This window comes from Rhodospirillales bacterium (genome assembly GCA_023898765.1).
GTDB lineage: Bacteria > Pseudomonadota > Alphaproteobacteria > Micavibrionales > Micavibrionaceae.
In genome coordinates this window covers 495,923-512,895 of record CP060238.1, presented here as the reverse complement: position 1 = coordinate 512,895, position 16,973 = coordinate 495,923, and the positions used below count along the sequence as shown (strand labels likewise).

Genomic DNA, 16,973 nt, shown 5'->3' with positions numbered 1-16,973 from the left:
GAAAAATCCTGTTTTTCAAAAGAGCTTGATTCCTACACACCCGTGTCCGGTTTTGTACGGCTCCGTTTGGTAATCAGCTTATTGAGCGCGTGCACATAGGCCCTTGCAGAAGCCACCAGCGTATCGGCATCTGCGCCCTGGCCGTTCACCGTTTTGCCGGCCTCTTCCAGACGGACCGTCACTTCCGCCTGCGCGTCCGTGCCGCCGGTGACCGCATGCACCTGATAAAGCTGCAGCCTGGTGCCTTCATGCGGCACAATATCGCGGATAGCCTTGAAAATCGCATCCACGGGACCGTTGCCTTCGACTTTGGCCGTTTTGGATTCGCCCTCAACCTTCAGCTCTATCTCCGCCGTTTGGGGGCCCTTTGTGCCCGCCACAATCTGAAGCGAAACGAACTTGATCTTGTCATGTTCGCGCCCAACCTCATCTTCGATCAACGCCTCAATGTCATCATCAAAAATCTGTTTCTTTTTATCCGCCAGATTCTTAAAGCGCTTAAAAAGGTCCTGAAAAGCATTGTCGCCCAGATCATATCCCAGTTCTTCCAGACGGGCTTTCAGCGCATGGCGCCCCGAATGCTTGCCCAGCACCAGCTCGGATTTACGGAGCCCGACCGATTCCGGCGTCATAATTTCGTAGGTCGCCGCATTTTTAAGCATTCCGTCCTGATGGATGCCGCTTTCATGCGCAAAGGCATTCGCGCCGACAATTGCTTTATTGGGCTGTACGTCAAAGGCAACGATTGTCGAAAGCGTTCTGGAAACTTTCGTAATCATCGTGGTATCGATATTATTTTCAAACGGCATCATATCGTGACGCGTACGCATAACCATCACAATCTCTTCCAGCGCCGCATTTCCGGCCCGCTCCCCTATGCCGTTGATTGTACATTCGATTTGCCGGGCCCCGGCCTGCACTCCTGCCAGCGAATTGGCCACGCCCAGCCCCAGATCGTTGTGACAATGCACGGACAAAACCGCTTGGTCGATATTCGGTACGCGTTCCTTCAGCATCCTGATTTTTGCGGCAAATTCTTCCGGCAAGGCATAGCCGACCGTATCGGGAATGTTAATCGTCGTCGCCCCGCACTTGATCGCCGTTTCCACCGCGCGACATAAAAAATCGTCTTCCGTGCGGCTGCCGTCTTCCGCAGACCATTCCACATCATCCGTAAAACCACGCGCATGGGTAACGCTTTCGGCGATCGCATCCAGAACCGCCTCCGGCGTCATTTGCAGCTTGTATTTCATATGGAGCGGGGAGGTCGAAATAAAGGTATGAATCCGCTTTCTTTGTGCCGGCGCGAGCGCCTCTGCCGCCGCGTCGATATCCTTCCTGGTGGCGCGGCATAAACCGCAGACCACCGCCTTTTTCAAAATCATGGCGACTTCATTCACCGACTCCCAGTCCCCCTGGGAGGCTACGGGAAATCCGGCCTCGATCACATCCACGCCCATCTCATCCAGCAAGGACGCAATGCGCAGCTTTTCCGCCAGCGCCATGGAACAGCCCGGTGACTGCTCCCCGTCTCTTAAAGTCGTATCAAAGATGATAACCCGGTCTTTTGTATTTTCTTGCATCGCTGTTTTCTCTCTATCACCGGCTTTAAGCTGTTCTAACACAGCCCTTTTCCGTTCATATCGGTTTGTCTAAAAATTTGGAAGGTTCCCTCTGAGCGCAGACATTCAAAATGCCTCATGACCGCATCAGAGGGTCATGAGGAGAAAACCGGACAGGAGTAAGGTCAAAGCGCTCATATTCATAAGTAAAGACTATAAGCCGCAAAGCAGCCGTTTTGTCAATTATTTCCTGATTTCAGAGTCATCCATCTTGCGGGCTTCCTCCACCAGCATCACGGGAATGCCCTCCCGCACCGGATAGGCCAGTCCCGCCTGATCGGACAGAAGCTCCTGCTTTCCCGCATCATAACGCAGCGGCACCTTGGTCAGGGGACACACCAGAATTTCCAGCAATTTCGGATCAACGTTTTGAGACATCTTATTCTCCTCTTTCATCAGGCCCGGCTGCAGACAGGTCAACAATATGCGGCTTATGCCCGGCCGCTTCAATAAATTTCAGCAAATCCGCCGGCGATAAGGATACGCTCATCGTATTCAGCAGCGGATGGTACGTCACAAGTTCCGTCTCTATCATAGACTGATCGAGCAGAATTTTAACCTGTTTTTCGGTATCATTTATCACCGCAAAGGGGCAAACGGAGCCGGGCCGGACGCCAAGATACTCCCACAACCGCTCTGCCGACCCAAAGGACAACCGGCCAGAGCCAATGACAGACGCCAGTTTCTTTATGTCGACCTCCGTATCATTTTGCAGGACCAGTAGAAAATTCTGCTTCTTTTTGTCCCGCAAAAACAGGTTGCGGCAAGGTGTCCCTGGAATATCCCGGTCGATTTTTTCGGACTCCGCCACCGTGTAAACGGCTTCATGATGGTATAGGTCATATGATATCCCGATCTTATCAAAACAGGCAAAAAGTTGTTCCGGCGTTATCGGCCGGCCTTCTTCATGAAATTTTTCTGCAAAATCAGTCATTTATACTCGCTTTTTTCCCTCTTTTTCATGGAAATTAATTATTTTTGGCGCAAGGCCATATAATTCCGAAAATTTGTGAAAATGTTAACCTTTGTGGGACAATATACGAGGGAAAGGAAAAAAGACATGGCAAAACATCTATCACTTAAAGAGCTCGGCATAACGGGCATCCAGCCCCTGACCACGCTTGACGGCAACGGTCCTTCTCTGGATATGAACAAGGACTTCGGGCTTCCCGGAATTAAGGACGCGGCGCCGATGCCGACCGCCAAATTCTCTCCCCTTGACCCGACACTTACATGATCCAGCTTGGGCAAACGCAGGATGGACGGCTTATTATCGGCAGCAATCAGCCCTTTCCTGCCGATATAAAGCATGTGGAATATTACAGGGAACAGCGGCTTTTCGTACTGGCCTATGAAACACAGGAAACCGAAAGCGACCTGATGCCCTGTGAAATCTCCGCAGATATTGCCCCCCTTGTAGAAGGCCATCCCGAAATCCTGATCCTGACCGCAGGCAAAGGCGGCGCCGAACCCAGCGGATATCAGGTTCCTCTTATTCAAATTGGCGATTAACCGATTTTCCCTTGCTTTTCACCTGAACTTGCCTATAAATCTAGAACTCTCTAATGGGATGCAGGTGTAGCTCAGGGGTAGAGCACAACCTTGCCAAGGTTGGGGTCGCGAGTTCGAATCTCGTCACCTGCTCCACTTAAGGGTATTGAAAACATAAAAAAACCGGCCCAAAGACCAATCAGGTCAAACGGGCCGGTTTTTTATTTGTGTTATTGACAAAGCGTCCTATTTATCCGCTTTTTCAGCTTTCTCTTTGGCCTTGGTTTTGGATTTTGCCTTCGGCTTTTCTTCCTTCACATCTTCAGCCGTCTCGGCATCTCCCTTATCGGCCTTCTTCGCCGCTTTTTTAGCGGGCGCCTTTTTAGGCTGTTCCTTGGCAGCAGCAGCTTCAGCGCCTCCCTTACTCAGGGCGGCGCCCAGAATATCCCCGAGAGACGCCCCGCTCTCCGTAGAGCCAAAGGCCTCCAGCGCGGCTTTATCCTCGGCGATTTCATGGGCCTTGATCGACAGGGTCAGATGCTTTTTCTTCTTGTCGAAAGACATGATTTTGGCATCCACTTTTTCGCCAATGGCAAAACGATCCGGACGTTGCTCAGACCGTTCCCGGGAAAGATCGGCTTTCTTGATCGTGCCCGTGATCCCGTCATTCACCGTCACCTCAATGCCCCGGTCCCCGATTTCGGAAACGGTGCAAGTGACGATAGCCCCTTTGGCAAGGCCTTCTGCAATCCCTTCGTAAGGATCGGCGCTTAGCTGTTTAATGCCCAGTGCAACCCGTTCTTTTTCAGGATCGATATCAAGGATTTTGACCTTGATTTTCTGATCCTTTTCGAAGGCTTTCAGCACGTCTTCCGTCTGGTCTTCCCAGGAAATATCCGAGATATGCACCATACCGTCAATGTCATCGTCAACACCGACAAACAGGCCGAATTCCGTGATATTCCGGATTTCGCCTTCCAGAATTTCACCGACTTTATGCTTGTCGGCAAAATCGGCCCACGGATTGTCCTGACATTGTTTCAATCCCAGAGAGATCCGGCGTTTGCTATTGTCAACTTCCAGCACCATGACCTCAACCTCTTCGGAGGTCGAAACGATTTTGCCGGGATGGACGTTTTTCTTGGTCCAGGACATTTCAGACACATGGACCAGCCCTTCAATCCCGTCTTCCAGCTCAACAAAAGCACCGTAATCCGTGATGTTTGTCACGCGGCCTTTGTATTTCGCTTTAACAGGATATTTGGCTTCCACGCCTTCCCAAGGATCGTTTTCCAGTTGTTTCATACCCAGAGATATCCGGCCGTTTTCCTTGTTGTAGCGGATAATCTGGACGTCGATATTCTGGCCGACCTGCAAGACATCGGAGGGGTGATTGACCCGTTTCCAGGAAATATCCGTGACGTGCAAAAGCCCGTCAATGCCCCCAAGATCAACAAAAGCGCCGTAATCCGTGATGTTTTTGACAACGCCCTGCACAACGGAGCCTTCCTGCAACGTATCCATCAGATCGGAGCGGGCCTCATCCCGTGATTCTTCCAAAACCGCCCGGCGTGATACAACAATATTTCCGCGGGAGCGGTCCATTTTCAAAATCAGGAAGGGTTGAGGCGTTCCCATCAGGGGAGACACATCGCGTACGGGACGGATATCCACCTGCGAACCGGGCAAAAAGGCCACGGCCCCGCCAAGATCGACGGTAAACCCGCCTTTGACACGGCCAAAAATAAGGCCGGTCACACGTTCTTTCGCTTCGGATTGTTTTTCAAGTTCGATCCAGACTTCCTCACGGCGGGCTTTCTCACGCGAGAGAACCGTTTCCCCGTTCCTGCCTTCCATGCGGTCAACATACACCTCGACCTCATCGCCGATGCGAACCTCGGGGTCCGACCCGGGCGTTGAAAATTCGCGCAGGGAAATGCGGCCTTCGGATTTCAGCCCGACATCGACAAGGACAGCGTCGTCGTCGATATCAATAATCTTTCCTTTGATGACACTGCCTTCAAAACTTCCGGCCTGCGTCATGGAACTCGCCAAAAGGGCGGCGAATTCGGTAGAGTCTTCGTTATCTTTTAAATTTGCAGCTATATGAGCCATTGTTATTTATTCCTTTCAAATACGTCATATCGGCCCGTGACAGCGCCGCAATATTTCAGGGTGGTATGCCCGGGCGCCGCAAGGCCGTATGTGTTTTGGGGGAATTAAAAGCCTTTTGCGCGAACCTGTTCCAAAGCCTTTTCCAGCGCCTGACTTTCGTTCATTCGACTGGTGTCGATCACAAAAGCGTCCGGAGCCGGCTTAAGAGGAGCGGTTTCCCGCTGCGTATCCCGCGCATCTCGAGCGTTCATATCCGCCAAAACGGCCTCATATGTACCTTTTACGCCCCTTAATTGCAACTCTTTAAATCGCCGCAGGGCGCGAACCTCCGGATCGGCCGTAATGAAGAGTTTCAGGGCCGCGTCCGGACAGATCACCGTTCCGATATCCCGGCCGTCCAGAACCGCGCCTGCAAAACCTTCCGGCGGATTTTGAGCAAAACCGCGCTGCAGCGCGACAAGCCGTTTACGGACTTCGCCCATAGCGGCCACTTTGGATGCGGCCTCCCCGATCTCTTCCCCCCGCAATGCGGGGTTGTCCAGCGCATCGGACAAAACGGGCGCTTGAGTCAACCTCTCAACCCCCTTCAGGGCGTCGCCCTCGTCGGAAGGGTCTGCGCCCGCGCGCAGCACTTCATAGGCCACCGCCCGGTAGAGCGCCCCCGTATCCATATGCGCAAAGTTCAGTTTTTCCGCCAGCGCGCGCGAAAGCGTGCCCTTCCCGCTGGCTGCCGGACCGTCAATCGCTATGAGGGGAGAGGTTTCGGTCATCATGGAATTCTTTTAACCGCTTGCATTCATCTTTCAAAGTCGTTTTAACACTCTCCTATGCGATATTTTTCTTTCCTTCTTGGTTTCGTCTTGGCCGCCTGCGGAAGCACGGGGCTGCCCCTCAACCCCTATATGGACAAAAACGCCACGCCCCAAAAATTCACAGCATGTCATAACTATGGTTGCAGCCAGCGCACGGCCGTCGGGTTTGGCAAGCGCCAATGGAAGAAGATTTTGAAGGAATTTCGCCACGCTCCCAAAACGCCGCAGCAGGAACGCCAGCGCATTGCAAACGCGATTGCACAGATGGAAACATATGTCGGAAAAGCTGCCGGCACATACCGCGATGTGGGAGAGGCCACCGCCCGTCCGAAAGATAACGGACAAATGGACTGCATTGACGAAACCGTCAATACCACCCTGTATTTACGTTTTTTGGAAGCGGAAGGTGTCTTCAAATTCCATGAAACCGCGTTGCCCCTTCATCGCGGCTATTTTGTAGACGGGGCCTGGCCGCATAACACCGCCGCCATCCGCGAAAAGAAAACGGGCGCGATTTTCGCCGTGGATGCCTATTACAAAGACAACGGCAACCCGCCTTATATGGTTCCGAAGAAAGAATGGGTATCCGGCTGGAAACCTGAAAAATAACCAAACTGATTATCGAATATTCGCGCCGAGCCTGTTCATTAAATCCACGAAGGTCGGGAAGCTGGTTTTGATCGGGCCGGCATCGTCAATTTTCACAGGGTCTTCCGTCACGGTCCCCAACACCAGAAAGCTCATGGCGATGCGGTGGTCCAGGGCAGTCTTCACGCATGCGCCGCCTTTGGGCGGCCTGCCGGTCCCGAAAATGTTCAGGCTGTCTTCGCCCATCTCCAGCTTCACGCCGCAGGATTTCAGTCCTTCAGCCACCATCAGCAGACGGTCGCTCTCCTTGACGCGCAGCTCGGCCAGACCCGTCATCCGGGTGGGACCTTCCGCGCACGCCGCCGCCATCGCCAGCACCGGAAATTCATCAATCATCGAAGGCACCCGCCCGGCAGGAACGTCAATCCCCTTGAGAGGGCCGCTCCCCCTGACCCTGAGATCCGCAATACGTTCTCCGGCTTCGGTACGTTCATTTTCAAACGTAATATCCGCCCCCATTTCAAGAAGGCTGACATAGAGTCCGTCCCGGCGCGGATTCATCCCGATATTCGGCAAAAATATATCCGAGCCTTCCGTCAGGACGGCAGCCACAACCGGAAAAGCGGCGGAGCTGGGGTCCGCAGGAACGCTCACAGGCGCCGCCTTCAAATCCTGCTGGCCGCGCACGCGAATGGCCTGCGCGCCATCTTCCAGATCTTCAATTTCGACCTCAACGCCGAAATGGCGCAGCATGTTTTCCGTGTAGTCCCGCGTGGGCTTTTCCTCAATCACGCCCGTTTGCCCGCAGGCGCTCAGCCCCGCCAGAAGAACCGCAGACTTTACCTGCGCCGAGGCCACCGGTAACCGGTATTCAATCGGCAGGACCGTCTCGGGCCCTTTGATTGTGAGAGGAAGCCTTCCATCTTCACGCGCAGAAATTTTTGCCCCCATCATTTCCAGCGGCGTTATCACCCGTTTCATCGGACGCTTTGAAAGAGACGCATCTCCTGTGAACGTGGTTGTCATGTTGTGCCCGCCAGCAAGCCCCATCAAAAGACGGGTGGAGGTACCGCTATTGCCCATATCCAGCGCCCCTTCCGGCTCATGCAGTCCGCCGATCCCGACCCCGTGACAATGCCACAGGCCGTCCGGCGTTTTTTCGATTTTTGCGCCCATCGCACGCATGGCATGGGCCGTACAAAGAACATCCTCCCCTTCGAGAAGGCCGGAGATAACCGTCTCGCCTATCGCGAGGCCGCCCAGCATCAAAGCCCGGTGTGAAATGGATTTGTCACCGGGTATGGCCGCCGTGCCGGAAAGCGGTTTGGCTTTTGAAGACGTAAGATTGCCTGTCATCGTTTTTCAATAGCGTGGACAGCCGCCCAAAACAATCAAATTTATGAAACGTCCGGCCTTACTTGTCAAAATAGGAAAGGTTGCCGGAGTAGCTTTCTATGAAAGAGCTGAATTCCTCTGACGGAATGGCTTTTGAATAACGGAAACCCTGAACCTCATCGCAGCCCTCATGCAAAAGGAAGTCCTCATGGTCTTTTGTTTCTACGCCTTCGGCAATAACCCTTAGATTGAGAGAACGTCCAAGACTGATGATCGTTTTGGCAATTGCGGCATCGTCAGGATTGTTGAGTGCGTTCCGGGTAAAAGATTGGTCGATTTTCAAATGATCGATCGGAAACATCCGCAAATAAGACAGCGAAGAATACCCCGTTCCAAAATCGTCAATGGCCAGTTCAACACCCAAAGAATGCAGATCCTGAAGAATCTTTACCGTATGATTGACATCATCCATAAAGACGCTCTCCGTCACTTCCATCTCCAGATTCTCAGGGGCCAACCCCGTTTCCTGCAAGACCTTCGACACATGACTCACAAGATCGCCCTGATAGAATTGCGCGCCGGAAACATTGACAGCCATACGTACTTTTTGGCCGTTTTTTTGCCATTTGGCCGCAGTTTTGCAGGCCTCTTTTATAACCCATGCCCCGATGGGAACGACAAGACCCGATTGTTCGGCAATCGGCACGAACTCGGCCGGAGAAATAAATTTTCCGCCTTCCTTGCTGTTATCCTTCTTAAACCAGCGCAGCAGCGCTTCCGCCCCGATGAGGGCGCCTGTGCGCAAATCAAATTGCGGCTGGTAATGAAGCAAAAGCTCGTCATTCTCCAGCGCATCCCGAAGGTCGCGCAGCAACTGGAAGCGCTGTTGAACGGCCTGATCAAAATCTTCCGAATATTCCCTGATCCGGTCGCGGCCCTCCTCTTTTGCCCGGTTGAGCGCGATATTTGCATCTTTAAGAACCTGATCCGGATCGATATTGTCATCCGGAAAGGTCGCCACGCCAATAGAAGCGCGCACCTGAAACTCCTCGTTAAAAACCTTAAAGGGTTCGGACGAAATCACCTTGCCGACTTTCTCGGCAATTTCATGCGCGCTTGCCCCCCCTGGGATCAGCGGAGAGGTAATGGCAAACTCATCCTCTCCCGATCTCGCCACAACGGCACGTTCGGGCATGGCGGAGCGCAGACGTTTTCCAACGCCGCGTAAAATGGCATCCCCGATGCTATGCCCCATTGAATCGTTGATATCTTTGAAATGATCAAGATCGAGAGCAATAACGGCAATACGGTTTGTTTTTTCTTCCCCGGCCTGCCTGGCTTGCTCGGAGAGCTTTTGCAAAAAGAGCGTCCGGTTCGGAAGACCCGTAAGGGAGTCATAGTACGCAAGCTTATGGATTTTATCTTCCGCAGCCGACTTAATACGTGTCAGGTTATCGGCATTTTGCCGGATCAGATTTTGGGCCAGAGCAATCGCCCCTCCCACTTCATCCGCCGGATCGAAAGTGGAATCTTTGATATCCGGCTTTTCCGGGTTTTCCGACGCCGCAAGCAGGTTTTCCCTTAAAAAGAGAACGGGTTCCAAAAGCCAGCGCCCCAGAGAGATCATCAAAACAGTCGTCACAAAGGCGGACATCAGAAGCATGACCAGAACGGTCTGCTGCACGTAAGAAAGAATATCTTTTGATATATTTTCGGAATTCAGGCGTGTGACGATAACGTAAGGCCTGCGTAAATCATTTGGACGATAAACGACTTCGTAGGACTTCCCATCGCTCGACCAGTTGGTTTGGTATAGGCTGTCCTGATCCAGCATTACCATCGAGACCGGTTCGCCGAAAAGCCCCAAAAGATTCAAATCGGCGGAATATACGGCGATCCCCTTTACCAGTGTTGAGGTTAAAACACGCCCCACCCTTTCCTGCTTGATAGGGTTTTCCAGAAGGTTTGACACATTGCTTTCCATAACGGAAACGATCGCCGTCCGGCCAAGCTCACGGGTTTTATCCAGCAGGGCGATTTCCCGTTGTTTAAGAGTCAAGGTGAGGATGGCGACCTGTACGATCAGGATGGTCAGGAAGACGGACAGCGCAATGCGCCAGCTGATTTTGCTGCGCCATATGTGCGAAGATGAGCTTGTCAGTACGCGCGCGCTAAAAAACCGACGTTTCTTGACAGTCTTTCCGTCCTCATTAAGCCAATCTGTTGTCATGCTGTCCAGTTGTGCTGCTTTCCTGTGAAGGGTATTCTCTGCATTCTTCAGAATAGGCAAAATAAATTAAGAAGCTCTTTACGATGAACGCAGAAATGAAAATTTCAACTGAAGGGATTCTAATCCAATAGGCTGAAAAATAAAAGTTTTTCCGGCCAATTTAAAAATCAATTAAAATTCTTGATAAAAATAAAATAAATTTTACGATTCAGGCTTCATTCGGTGAAGACAAGAGCAGGATCGTCCTTCCCGTCAATCCGCCGGTAAAAACAGCTCTTTTTACCCGTGTGGCAGGCACCGGACCCTTCCTGATCGACGAAAAGGACAAGAGCGTCCTGATCGCAGTCGATCCGGATTTCCTTCACCTGCTGGATAGCGCCACTGGTCGCGCCTTTGTGCCAGAGTTCCTGACGGGACCGGCTCCAATAATGGGCCTGACCGGTTTCAAGCGTCTTGCGCAGCGCGTCTTCATTCATCCAGGCCAGCATCAAGACTTCACGGGTTTTAAAATCCTGCGCAATCGCAGCAATCAGCCCGTTTTCATCGAATTTCGGGGCAATTTTTGTTGCGGTGTCGTTCATGTTTCAATCGACCATGGGAGGGACGCATGTCCTAGACCGAGAGGAAGCGGTATAACCGGCCCTTCGGACGTTTCAAGTGCGGCAAGAGAACGGGATTTTTTTGTCAGGGTAAACGTCTTTTGCGACATCGGAAGACCATAAAACGCCGGGCCGTTTTCACAAAGAAAGGCCCTGAATATATGCTGGTCTTCTTTCGTGGATAAATCTGCGCCGGCCTCTTCGAAGCCTTGCGCATAGAGTTGCGGCGCGATTCCGCCCGTGAAACAGCCGGCGGCGCAGCCGCATTCGGTCGCTTTTTGTGTATGGGGTGCGCTGTCCGTGCCGGCAAAAAACTGCGTATTTCGAGAATCTGTAACGGCTTCACGCAGTGCAGCGCGATCCTTTTCGAACTTGACCACCGGCAGGCAGTAAAGATGATAGTTCAGGCCCTGCATTAAATGTCCGGCTGTATAAAGAAGATGCTGGGGAGTCACGGTCGCAGCGACATTCGGTCCGGCCTGCCGGACAAACCCGGCAGCGGCGCGGGTTGTAATATGTTCGCAGACTATTTTCAGTTTCGGAAATTTCTCGGCAAGGCGTGGCATTTGCCGGCGGTAGAAAATATCTTCCGCATTCACATCCGCATCGAAATAACTTTCTGCCGGGAGACCGTGCGCTTCGCCATGCACGCATAAAACCACCCCTTGCGATTCCATGGCCTCCAGCACGCCGTTTTCAATGAAAACGTCAAGGGGCTGCCCGTGACCCGCATTGGTCGTACCGTGCGGCGGATAATATTTGGCCGCGCGCAAAACGCCGCTCTTTACTCCTCCTTCGATCATTTGAGCTGTTGTATCTTTGGTCAGATAGAGAGGCACGATGACATCTATGAATTGATCGCCGCCGGCGGCACGGATCATGTCAAGATATTCCTCGATGCTCCAGTAAGGAAGATCGTCCCCCGCAAGAATTTTACCCACCGGCGGCTTCGTATTCGGCATGGCCAAAACACCTGCGCACCCCATATCGCGCTGGGCCTGAATAAGAGGAGCCAGCAGGGCGCCTTGCCGTAAATGCATGTGCAAATCATACCATTGGGGAAGGGTAAAAGACGTCATAGGCCGCAGTTTAACAGGAAAGCAAAAGAACTGTGACTTTTTTTTGAACGTCTTTTTCAATGCCCGGCAACGCCGCCGGGCGCCGCCACGGATTTAAAAGAGGCGTCAATCCCGCACCAGGTCCAGAAAACGGCGGCGAAGCTCTTCACTGTCCTTGAACTTGCCGGTAAATGTCGTCGTGACCGTCGAAGAAGCCGCTTTTTCAACGCCGCGTGTACTCATGCACTGATGATCGGCGCGAATCAAAACGGCGCTGCCTTTGGCTCCGAGAGCGCTATCAATGGCGCCGGCAATCTCGCGGGTCATGTTTTCCTGCGAGGTCAGACGCTTGGCAAAAATATCGACCACACGAGCAAGCTTGCTAATCCCCACAACCTTCTTATCCGGCCAGTAAGCAACGCTGGCCGTCCCGATAATAGAGGCAATATGGTGCTCGCAGTGGGAGACAAACGCGATATCCCGCACGATAACCATGTCCTCATAACCCTGAATGTCATCGAAGACCTTGCCGAGTTCCTCTTCGGGATTACGGGCATAACCGGAGAAATATTCCTCAAAGGCGCGCACGTAACGCGCCGGCGTTTCCCGCAGCCCTTCCCGCGCCGGATCATCGCCCGCCCAGCGGATCAGGACTTCCACGGCTTTTTCCGCTTCTTTGCGCGAAGGCCGCTCCTGCGCGGCGGTTTTGGTGACAAAGGATTCGACGCTCATCTTTTCCACTATTGCTTTTATTGTCGGAACTGTGTCTTTATGACGAAAAAGGACGCATAAGAAAAGGAAAATAATGGCAAATAAGCTGAAACTCTATAATTCCCTGACACGGAAAAAAGAGGTTTTCACGCCTCTCGACGCCGCGCACGTACGCATGTACGCTTGTGGCCCGACCGTCTACAACTACGCCCATGTCGGCAATGCCCGTATGGCCGTGGTGTTTGACCTCTGGGCACGCGTGCTGAAACAGCTATATCCGAAAGTAACGTACGTCTCCAATATCACGGATGTAGAGGATAAGATTATCCTTGCCGCGCGCGAATCCGGGCAGCCGATTGCCGCCGTAACCGAAAAATACGCCCGTATCTATAACGAGGATATGAGGTCTTTGGGCGTGAACCTGCCGGATATCCAGCCCAAGGCAACCGACCATATTCAGGAAATGATCGACCAGATATCCCTGCTGATGAAGCAGGGGCACGCCTATGAAGCACAAGGGCATGTTTTGTTTGACGTACCGTCCGATCCTTCCTACGGCGCACTGTCCGGTCGCAGCCGGGATGAACAAGTGGCCGGCGCGCGCGTTGAAATCGCGCCTTACAAAAAAGATCCTGCGGATTTCGTGCTCTGGAAACCCAGCCGGGACGACGAGCCGGGCTGGGACAGCCCGTGGGGCAAGGGCCGTCCGGGCTGGCATATCGAATGCTCCGCGATGGCCGAAAAACATCTGGGGCTTCCCTTTGATATCCACGGCGGCGGCGCGGATCTGAAATTTCCGCATCATGAAAATGAAATTGCGCAAAGCTGCTGTGCGCACGGAACGGAAAAAACGCCGGAAAGCTTTTCCAGATACTGGGTCCATAACGGCTTTGTCACGGTCGAAGGCGAAAAAATGTCCAAATCCCTCGGCAATGTTTTGCTGGTGCACGACCTGATCGAACAATATCCGGGCGAGGCGATCCGCCTGACCTTGCTGTCCGCCCATTACCGCCAGCCCCTGGACTGGAGCGAAAGCAGCCTGCAACAAAATAAAAAGCTGCTGGACAAGCTCTACCAGAGACTGAAAGAGATGAAAGACATTGACGCAAAAGCCAAAACGGAAAATATTCCCGCCTCCGTTCTGGCCGCTTTATGCGATGACCTGAATACGCCGCAGGTTTTGACCGAATTGAATCAGTTGCTGAAACTTGAAAATTCGCAGGACCTGAAGGCGCAGCTTTTGGCGGCCGGCGATCTGCTGGGCATTTTGCAAAACGATCCCGATGAATGGCTGGGATACGGTCAGGCGGGACATGATGCCGATGCGGCAGAGATTGAAAAATTGCTGGCGGAGCGTACGAAAGCCCGTGCCGATAAAGACTTTGCCCGCGCGGATGAAATAAGGAATATTTTGGACGCACAGGGAATCCTCATCGAGGATTCTCCGGATGGTCCCAAATGGAAAAAAATTTCGTAATCTAGTGCGCCTGCGCCCAGCTCCGCGCGCTTCCGACTTCGGCGATAAGGGGAACGTCCAGCACCGCGACATTTTCCATGACGGATTTTACGAGAGCGGCAGTGGCGTCCAGCTCTTCTTCCGGCACTTCGAAGATAAGCTCATCATGAACCTGAAGCAGCATTTTGGCAGATAATTTTTCTTTCTCCAGCGCCGCAGGCATGCGCGCCATCGCCTTTTTCATGATATCGGCGGCGGTGCCCTGCAGCGGCGCGTTAATCGCGGCGCGTTCCGCCCCGGCACGCCACGCCCCGTTTTTGGCGTTGATATTAGGCACAAAACATTTGCGGCCATAGAGCGTTCTTACAAATTCATGTTTGCGCGCCTCTTCCTTGACGGCTTCCATGTAATCCCGGATTTCGCTGAACGTATTTAGATATTTTTTGATAAATTCGTTCGCATCTGCCGGATCGCAATCAAGCTGCTTTGCCAGCCCCCAGCCGGAGATGCCGTAAATAATGCCGAAATTAACGGCCTTGGCCTGCCGCCGCAGGTCCGGCGTGACATCTTCCAGCCCCACCCCGAATACCTGACTGGCGGTCAGTGCGTGAATGTCCACCCCCTCCCGGAAAGCCGCCTTCAGGGCTTTGACATTTGCCATTTCCGCCACAAGCCGGAGCTCGACCTGGGAATAATCGACGGACAAAAGAAGATGGCCTTTCTCGGCGACAAAGGCTTCGCGGATTTTGCGCCCTTCTTCGCTGCGGATCGGAATATTCTGGAGATTCGGATCGCTCGAGGCAAGGCGCCCGGTGCTGGTCCCTGCCATCGAAAAAGACGTATGGACCCGGCCTGTTTCAGGATTGATCTGCTCCTGCAACGCATCCGTATAGGTGGATTTAAGTTTGGACAGCTGCCGCCATTCCAGAATTTTCGTGACAATATCATGCCCTTGCAGCGCAAGTTTTTCGAGCGTGCCGACATCCGTCGACCATTGCCCTGTTTTGGTTTTTTTGCCGCCCTCCAGCCCCATCTGCTCAAAAAGAATTTCCCCGATCTGCCGGGGCGAGGCCACATTGAATTCCGTACCGGCGGCCTTTTGAATATCCGATTCCAGATCGGCGAGCTTTTTGCCAAACTCATGACTCATGGACTTTAAAATGGCGGGATCGACTTTGATGCCGCTTAGTTCCATTTGCGCGATAACGGGAATCAGCGGCCGCTCGATATCTTCATAAACGCCTGCCATTTTTTCCCGCGCCAGACGCGGTTTGAAAACACGGTACAAACGGTGAGTGATCTCCGCATCCTCCGCGGCGTAATCCAGCGCGGCCTCCACGGGCACACGGTCGAACGTCACCTGCTTTTTACCCTTTCCTGCAACCTCTTCATATTTGATGGGCGTGTGATCCAGAAACTGTTTCGACAGCTCGTCCATCGCATTTGAATGGCTGGTGCCATCCAGACAATAAGAAAGAAGCATCGTATCATCACAGGGAAACATTTTAATCCCGTGCTTAAAAAGCATTTGCCAGTCATATTTTATATTCTGGCCGATCTTGAGAACGGCTTTATCCTCCAGCAACGGCTTGAGGGCCTGCAGACACTCTTCCAGCGGGATTTGCTTCAGCTCTTCTGCGGCTTCCCCCAGAAGATCGACTTCTTCCGGCGCGTGCCCGAGCGGAATATAGGCTGCGCGGCCAATGGACGGGCTGATGGAAATCCCCACCAGTTTTGCCATGGCGGGCGTAAGATTTGTCGTTTCCGTATCAATCGCCAGATATCCGGTATCAAAGGCTTCATCAATCCATGCTTTTAAAGTCTTCAGGTCATCAATCAGCGTGTATTGGTTGTCCCTGATGTCGGGTAAACCCTCTTCGACATCCCGTTGCAAAACGGGATCCGGAGCAGTGCTCTCTGAACCGGACTGGATCCCGGCCTTTGCCGGGATGCCGTCTGTGTTTTCCCCCAGCCGCGCAAGAATGGATTTAAACCCCTGCGCCCTCAAAAACGCCGCGAGCTTCGGCGTATCCGGATCGTGCGCCTCCATCTCGTTCAGGCAAACAGGCACCTCTATATGCCGGTCAAGCGTGACCAGCTTCAGGGAAATACGCGCCAGCTCCGCATTTTCAAGAAGGGCTTCGCGGCGCTTGGGCTGCCTGATATCTCCCGCCCGCGCCAGAAGCGTTTCAAGGTCGCCATATTCATTGATAAGCTGCGCCGCCGTTTTGAGTCCGATGCCGGGAACGCCGGGAATATTGTCCGTCGCATCCCCCGCCAGCGCCTGCACATCCACGACCTTTTCCGGCGGCACCCCGAATTTTTCCAGCACGTCTTCAGGGCCGATAAACTGCTGTTTCATGGGATCCAGCATCCGCACGCCGTCCCCGACCAGCTGCATCAAATCCTTATCGGAAGAAACGATGGTTACGTTTTTTCCTTTTTCCCGCGCGCGCCGGACATAGGTCGCGATTAAATCGTCGGCCTCGAACCCTTCCATATCAATCGCGGGAATGCCCAGAGCCTCGGTGGCTTCGCGCACCAGCGGAAACTGCGGCACGAGATCTTCGGGGGTTTCGTCGCGATTGGCTTTATAGTCGGGGTAGATATCGTTGCGAAAATTTTTCCGGGCCGCGTCAAAAATCACCGCAATGTAGGGGACATGACGCTCCTTGAGAAGTTTCAGCATCATATTGGTAAAACCAAAAACCGCCCCCACAGGCACGCCGTCCGGATTCGTCATGCCGCCGCCTTCGCCCCGGCCGTAGGCCATGGCGTAATAGGCCCGGAAAATAAAACCGGAGCCGTCCACCAGATAAATTTCGTCTTTCCCGGCCATTCCGGCTTTTTCTTCTTTGGCAACCTGCGTCATGGGACTGTTTTAACCGTCAAAACGGAAAGACGCCAAGATTTATCTTTTTAAGCGTTGACAGAGGCCTTCATTATGCATAATTAA

Annotated in this window: 15 protein-coding genes and 1 tRNA gene; 5 read left to right on the top strand and 11 right to left on the bottom strand. The window is 53.0% G+C overall.

Annotated features, from left to right (window positions below; translation table 11 throughout):
* Positions 1–32: 32 nt before the first annotated feature.
* The 3 genes from H6853_02555 to H6853_02545 form a co-directional block, all read right to left on the bottom strand.
* Positions 33–1,583, bottom strand: coding sequence for a 2-isopropylmalate synthase (locus H6853_02555; GenBank protein ID USO04171.1), 1,551 nt, complete (start codon positions 1,581–1,583; stop codon positions 33–35).
* A gap of 222 nt (positions 1,584–1,805) precedes the next feature.
* On the bottom strand, positions 1,806–2,000 hold the full coding sequence (locus H6853_02550) for a Trm112 family protein (protein ID USO04170.1): 195 nt from the start codon (positions 1,998–2,000) through the stop codon (positions 1,806–1,808).
* A 1-nt stretch (position 2,001) separates the two neighbouring features.
* Positions 2,002–2,556: a prolyl-tRNA synthetase associated domain-containing protein gene (locus H6853_02545; GenBank protein USO04169.1), complete on the bottom strand. Its 555-nt coding sequence runs from the start codon at positions 2,554–2,556 to the stop codon at positions 2,002–2,004.
* A gap of 126 nt (positions 2,557–2,682) precedes the next feature.
* Here H6853_02545 and H6853_02540 point away from each other — a divergent pair, with 126 nt between their 5' ends.
* The 3 genes from H6853_02540 to H6853_02530 all read left to right on the top strand — a co-directional run bounded on the left by H6853_02540 (position 2,683) and on the right by H6853_02530 (position 3,269).
* Positions 2,683–2,859, top strand: coding sequence for a hypothetical protein (locus H6853_02540; GenBank protein ID USO04168.1), 177 nt, complete (start codon positions 2,683–2,685; stop codon positions 2,857–2,859).
* Positions 2,856–3,134 carry a hypothetical protein gene (locus H6853_02535; GenBank protein USO04167.1) on the top strand — a complete coding sequence of 93 codons (279 nt, stop codon included), beginning with the start codon at positions 2,856–2,858 and terminating at the stop codon, positions 3,132–3,134. Before H6853_02540 ends, H6853_02535 begins: the two co-directional genes overlap by 4 nt.
* A gap of 60 nt (positions 3,135–3,194) precedes the next feature.
* Positions 3,195–3,269 (top strand) — tRNA-Gly (locus H6853_02530).
* Positions 3,270–3,359: 90 nt separating this feature from the next.
* On the opposite strand, the gene rpsA is transcribed toward H6853_02530, so the two are convergent.
* Together rpsA and H6853_02520 are read right to left on the bottom strand one after the other, a co-directional pair.
* Entirely contained in the window at positions 3,360–5,228 is a 1,869-nt protein-coding gene (gene rpsA / locus H6853_02525) for a 30S ribosomal protein S1 (GenBank protein USO04166.1), read from the bottom strand.
* A gap of 104 nt (positions 5,229–5,332) precedes the next feature.
* Positions 5,333–5,998: a (d)CMP kinase gene (locus tag H6853_02520; protein ID USO04577.1), complete on the bottom strand. Its 666-nt coding sequence runs from the start codon at positions 5,996–5,998 to the stop codon at positions 5,333–5,335.
* 57 nt (positions 5,999–6,055) lie between these two features.
* On the opposite strand from H6853_02520, the gene H6853_02515 reads away from it, so the two are divergent.
* Complete coding sequence (locus H6853_02515) at positions 6,056–6,649, top strand: hypothetical protein (protein ID USO04165.1); 594 nt, start codon at positions 6,056–6,058, stop codon at positions 6,647–6,649.
* A 9-nt stretch (positions 6,650–6,658) separates the two neighbouring features.
* On the opposite strand, the gene aroA is transcribed toward H6853_02515, so the two are convergent.
* The 5 genes from aroA to folE all read right to left on the bottom strand — a co-directional run bounded on the left by aroA (position 6,659) and on the right by folE (position 12,582).
* On the bottom strand, positions 6,659–7,984 hold the full coding sequence (gene aroA, locus H6853_02510; protein ID USO04164.1) for a 3-phosphoshikimate 1-carboxyvinyltransferase: 1,326 nt from the start codon (positions 7,982–7,984) through the stop codon (positions 6,659–6,661).
* Positions 7,985–8,042: 58 nt separating this feature from the next.
* Entirely contained in the window at positions 8,043–10,193 is a 2,151-nt protein-coding gene (locus tag H6853_02505; protein ID USO04163.1) for an EAL domain-containing protein, read from the bottom strand.
* 215 nt (positions 10,194–10,408) lie between these two features.
* Positions 10,409–10,774, bottom strand: a complete 366-nt coding sequence (gene hisI / locus H6853_02500) for a phosphoribosyl-AMP cyclohydrolase (GenBank protein ID USO04162.1) — start codon at positions 10,772–10,774, stop codon at positions 10,409–10,411.
* Positions 10,771–11,871, bottom strand: coding sequence for a dihydroorotase (gene pyrC / locus H6853_02495; GenBank protein ID USO04161.1), 1,101 nt, complete (start codon positions 11,869–11,871; stop codon positions 10,771–10,773). The genes hisI and pyrC overlap by 4 nt, the downstream gene beginning before the upstream one ends.
* Positions 11,872–11,976: 105 nt before the next feature.
* Positions 11,977–12,582: a GTP cyclohydrolase I FolE gene (gene folE, locus H6853_02490; GenBank protein ID USO04160.1), complete on the bottom strand. Its 606-nt coding sequence runs from the start codon at positions 12,580–12,582 to the stop codon at positions 11,977–11,979.
* A gap of 73 nt (positions 12,583–12,655) precedes the next feature.
* On the opposite strand from folE, the gene H6853_02485 reads away from it, so the two are divergent.
* The gene (locus H6853_02485; GenBank protein ID USO04159.1) at positions 12,656–14,038 is read left to right on the top strand and encodes a cysteine--tRNA ligase; all 1,383 of its coding nucleotides are present in this window, start codon (positions 12,656–12,658) and stop codon (positions 14,036–14,038) included.
* Between the two features lies 1 nt (position 14,039).
* On the opposite strand, the gene polA is transcribed toward H6853_02485, so the two are convergent.
* Positions 14,040–16,856, bottom strand: a complete 2,817-nt coding sequence (polA, locus tag H6853_02480; GenBank protein ID USO04576.1) for a DNA polymerase I — start codon at positions 16,854–16,856, stop codon at positions 14,040–14,042.
* Between the last annotated feature and the right edge of the window lie 117 nt (positions 16,857–16,973).

Excerpts from the sequence above, each read along its gene's own strand:
- H6853_02520 (USO04577.1), bottom strand. The coding sequence starts at position 5,998 with ATGACCGAAACCTCTCCCCTCATAGCGATTGACGGTCCGGCAGCCAGC.
- H6853_02505 (USO04163.1), bottom strand. The coding sequence starts at position 10,193 with ATGACAACAGATTGGCTTAATGAGGACGGAAAGACTGTCAAGAAACGT.
- rpsA (USO04166.1), bottom strand. The coding sequence starts at position 5,228 with ATGGCTCATATAGCTGCAAATTTAAAAGATAACGAAGACTCTACCGAA.
- H6853_02550 (USO04170.1), bottom strand. The coding sequence starts at position 2,000 with ATGTCTCAAAACGTTGATCCGAAATTGCTGGAAATTCTGGTGTGTCCC.
- aroA (USO04164.1), bottom strand. The coding sequence starts at position 7,984 with ATGACAGGCAATCTTACGTCTTCAAAAGCCAAACCGCTTTCCGGCACG.
- H6853_02515 (USO04165.1), top strand. The coding sequence starts at position 6,056 with ATGCGATATTTTTCTTTCCTTCTTGGTTTCGTCTTGGCCGCCTGCGGA.
- polA (USO04576.1), bottom strand. The coding sequence starts at position 16,856 with ATGGCCGGGAAAGACGAAATTTATCTGGTGGACGGCTCCGGTTTTATT.
- pyrC (USO04161.1), bottom strand. The coding sequence starts at position 11,871 with ATGACGTCTTTTACCCTTCCCCAATGGTATGATTTGCACATGCATTTA.
- H6853_02545 (USO04169.1), bottom strand. The coding sequence starts at position 2,556 with ATGACTGATTTTGCAGAAAAATTTCATGAAGAAGGCCGGCCGATAACG.
- hisI (USO04162.1), bottom strand. The coding sequence starts at position 10,774 with ATGAACGACACCGCAACAAAAATTGCCCCGAAATTCGATGAAAACGGG.
- H6853_02535 (USO04167.1), top strand. The coding sequence starts at position 2,856 with ATGATCCAGCTTGGGCAAACGCAGGATGGACGGCTTATTATCGGCAGC.
- H6853_02555 (USO04171.1), bottom strand. The coding sequence starts at position 1,583 with ATGCAAGAAAATACAAAAGACCGGGTTATCATCTTTGATACGACTTTA.
- H6853_02540 (USO04168.1), top strand. The coding sequence starts at position 2,683 with ATGGCAAAACATCTATCACTTAAAGAGCTCGGCATAACGGGCATCCAG.
- folE (USO04160.1), bottom strand. The coding sequence starts at position 12,582 with ATGAGCGTCGAATCCTTTGTCACCAAAACCGCCGCGCAGGAGCGGCCT.
- H6853_02485 (USO04159.1), top strand. The coding sequence starts at position 12,656 with ATGGCAAATAAGCTGAAACTCTATAATTCCCTGACACGGAAAAAAGAG.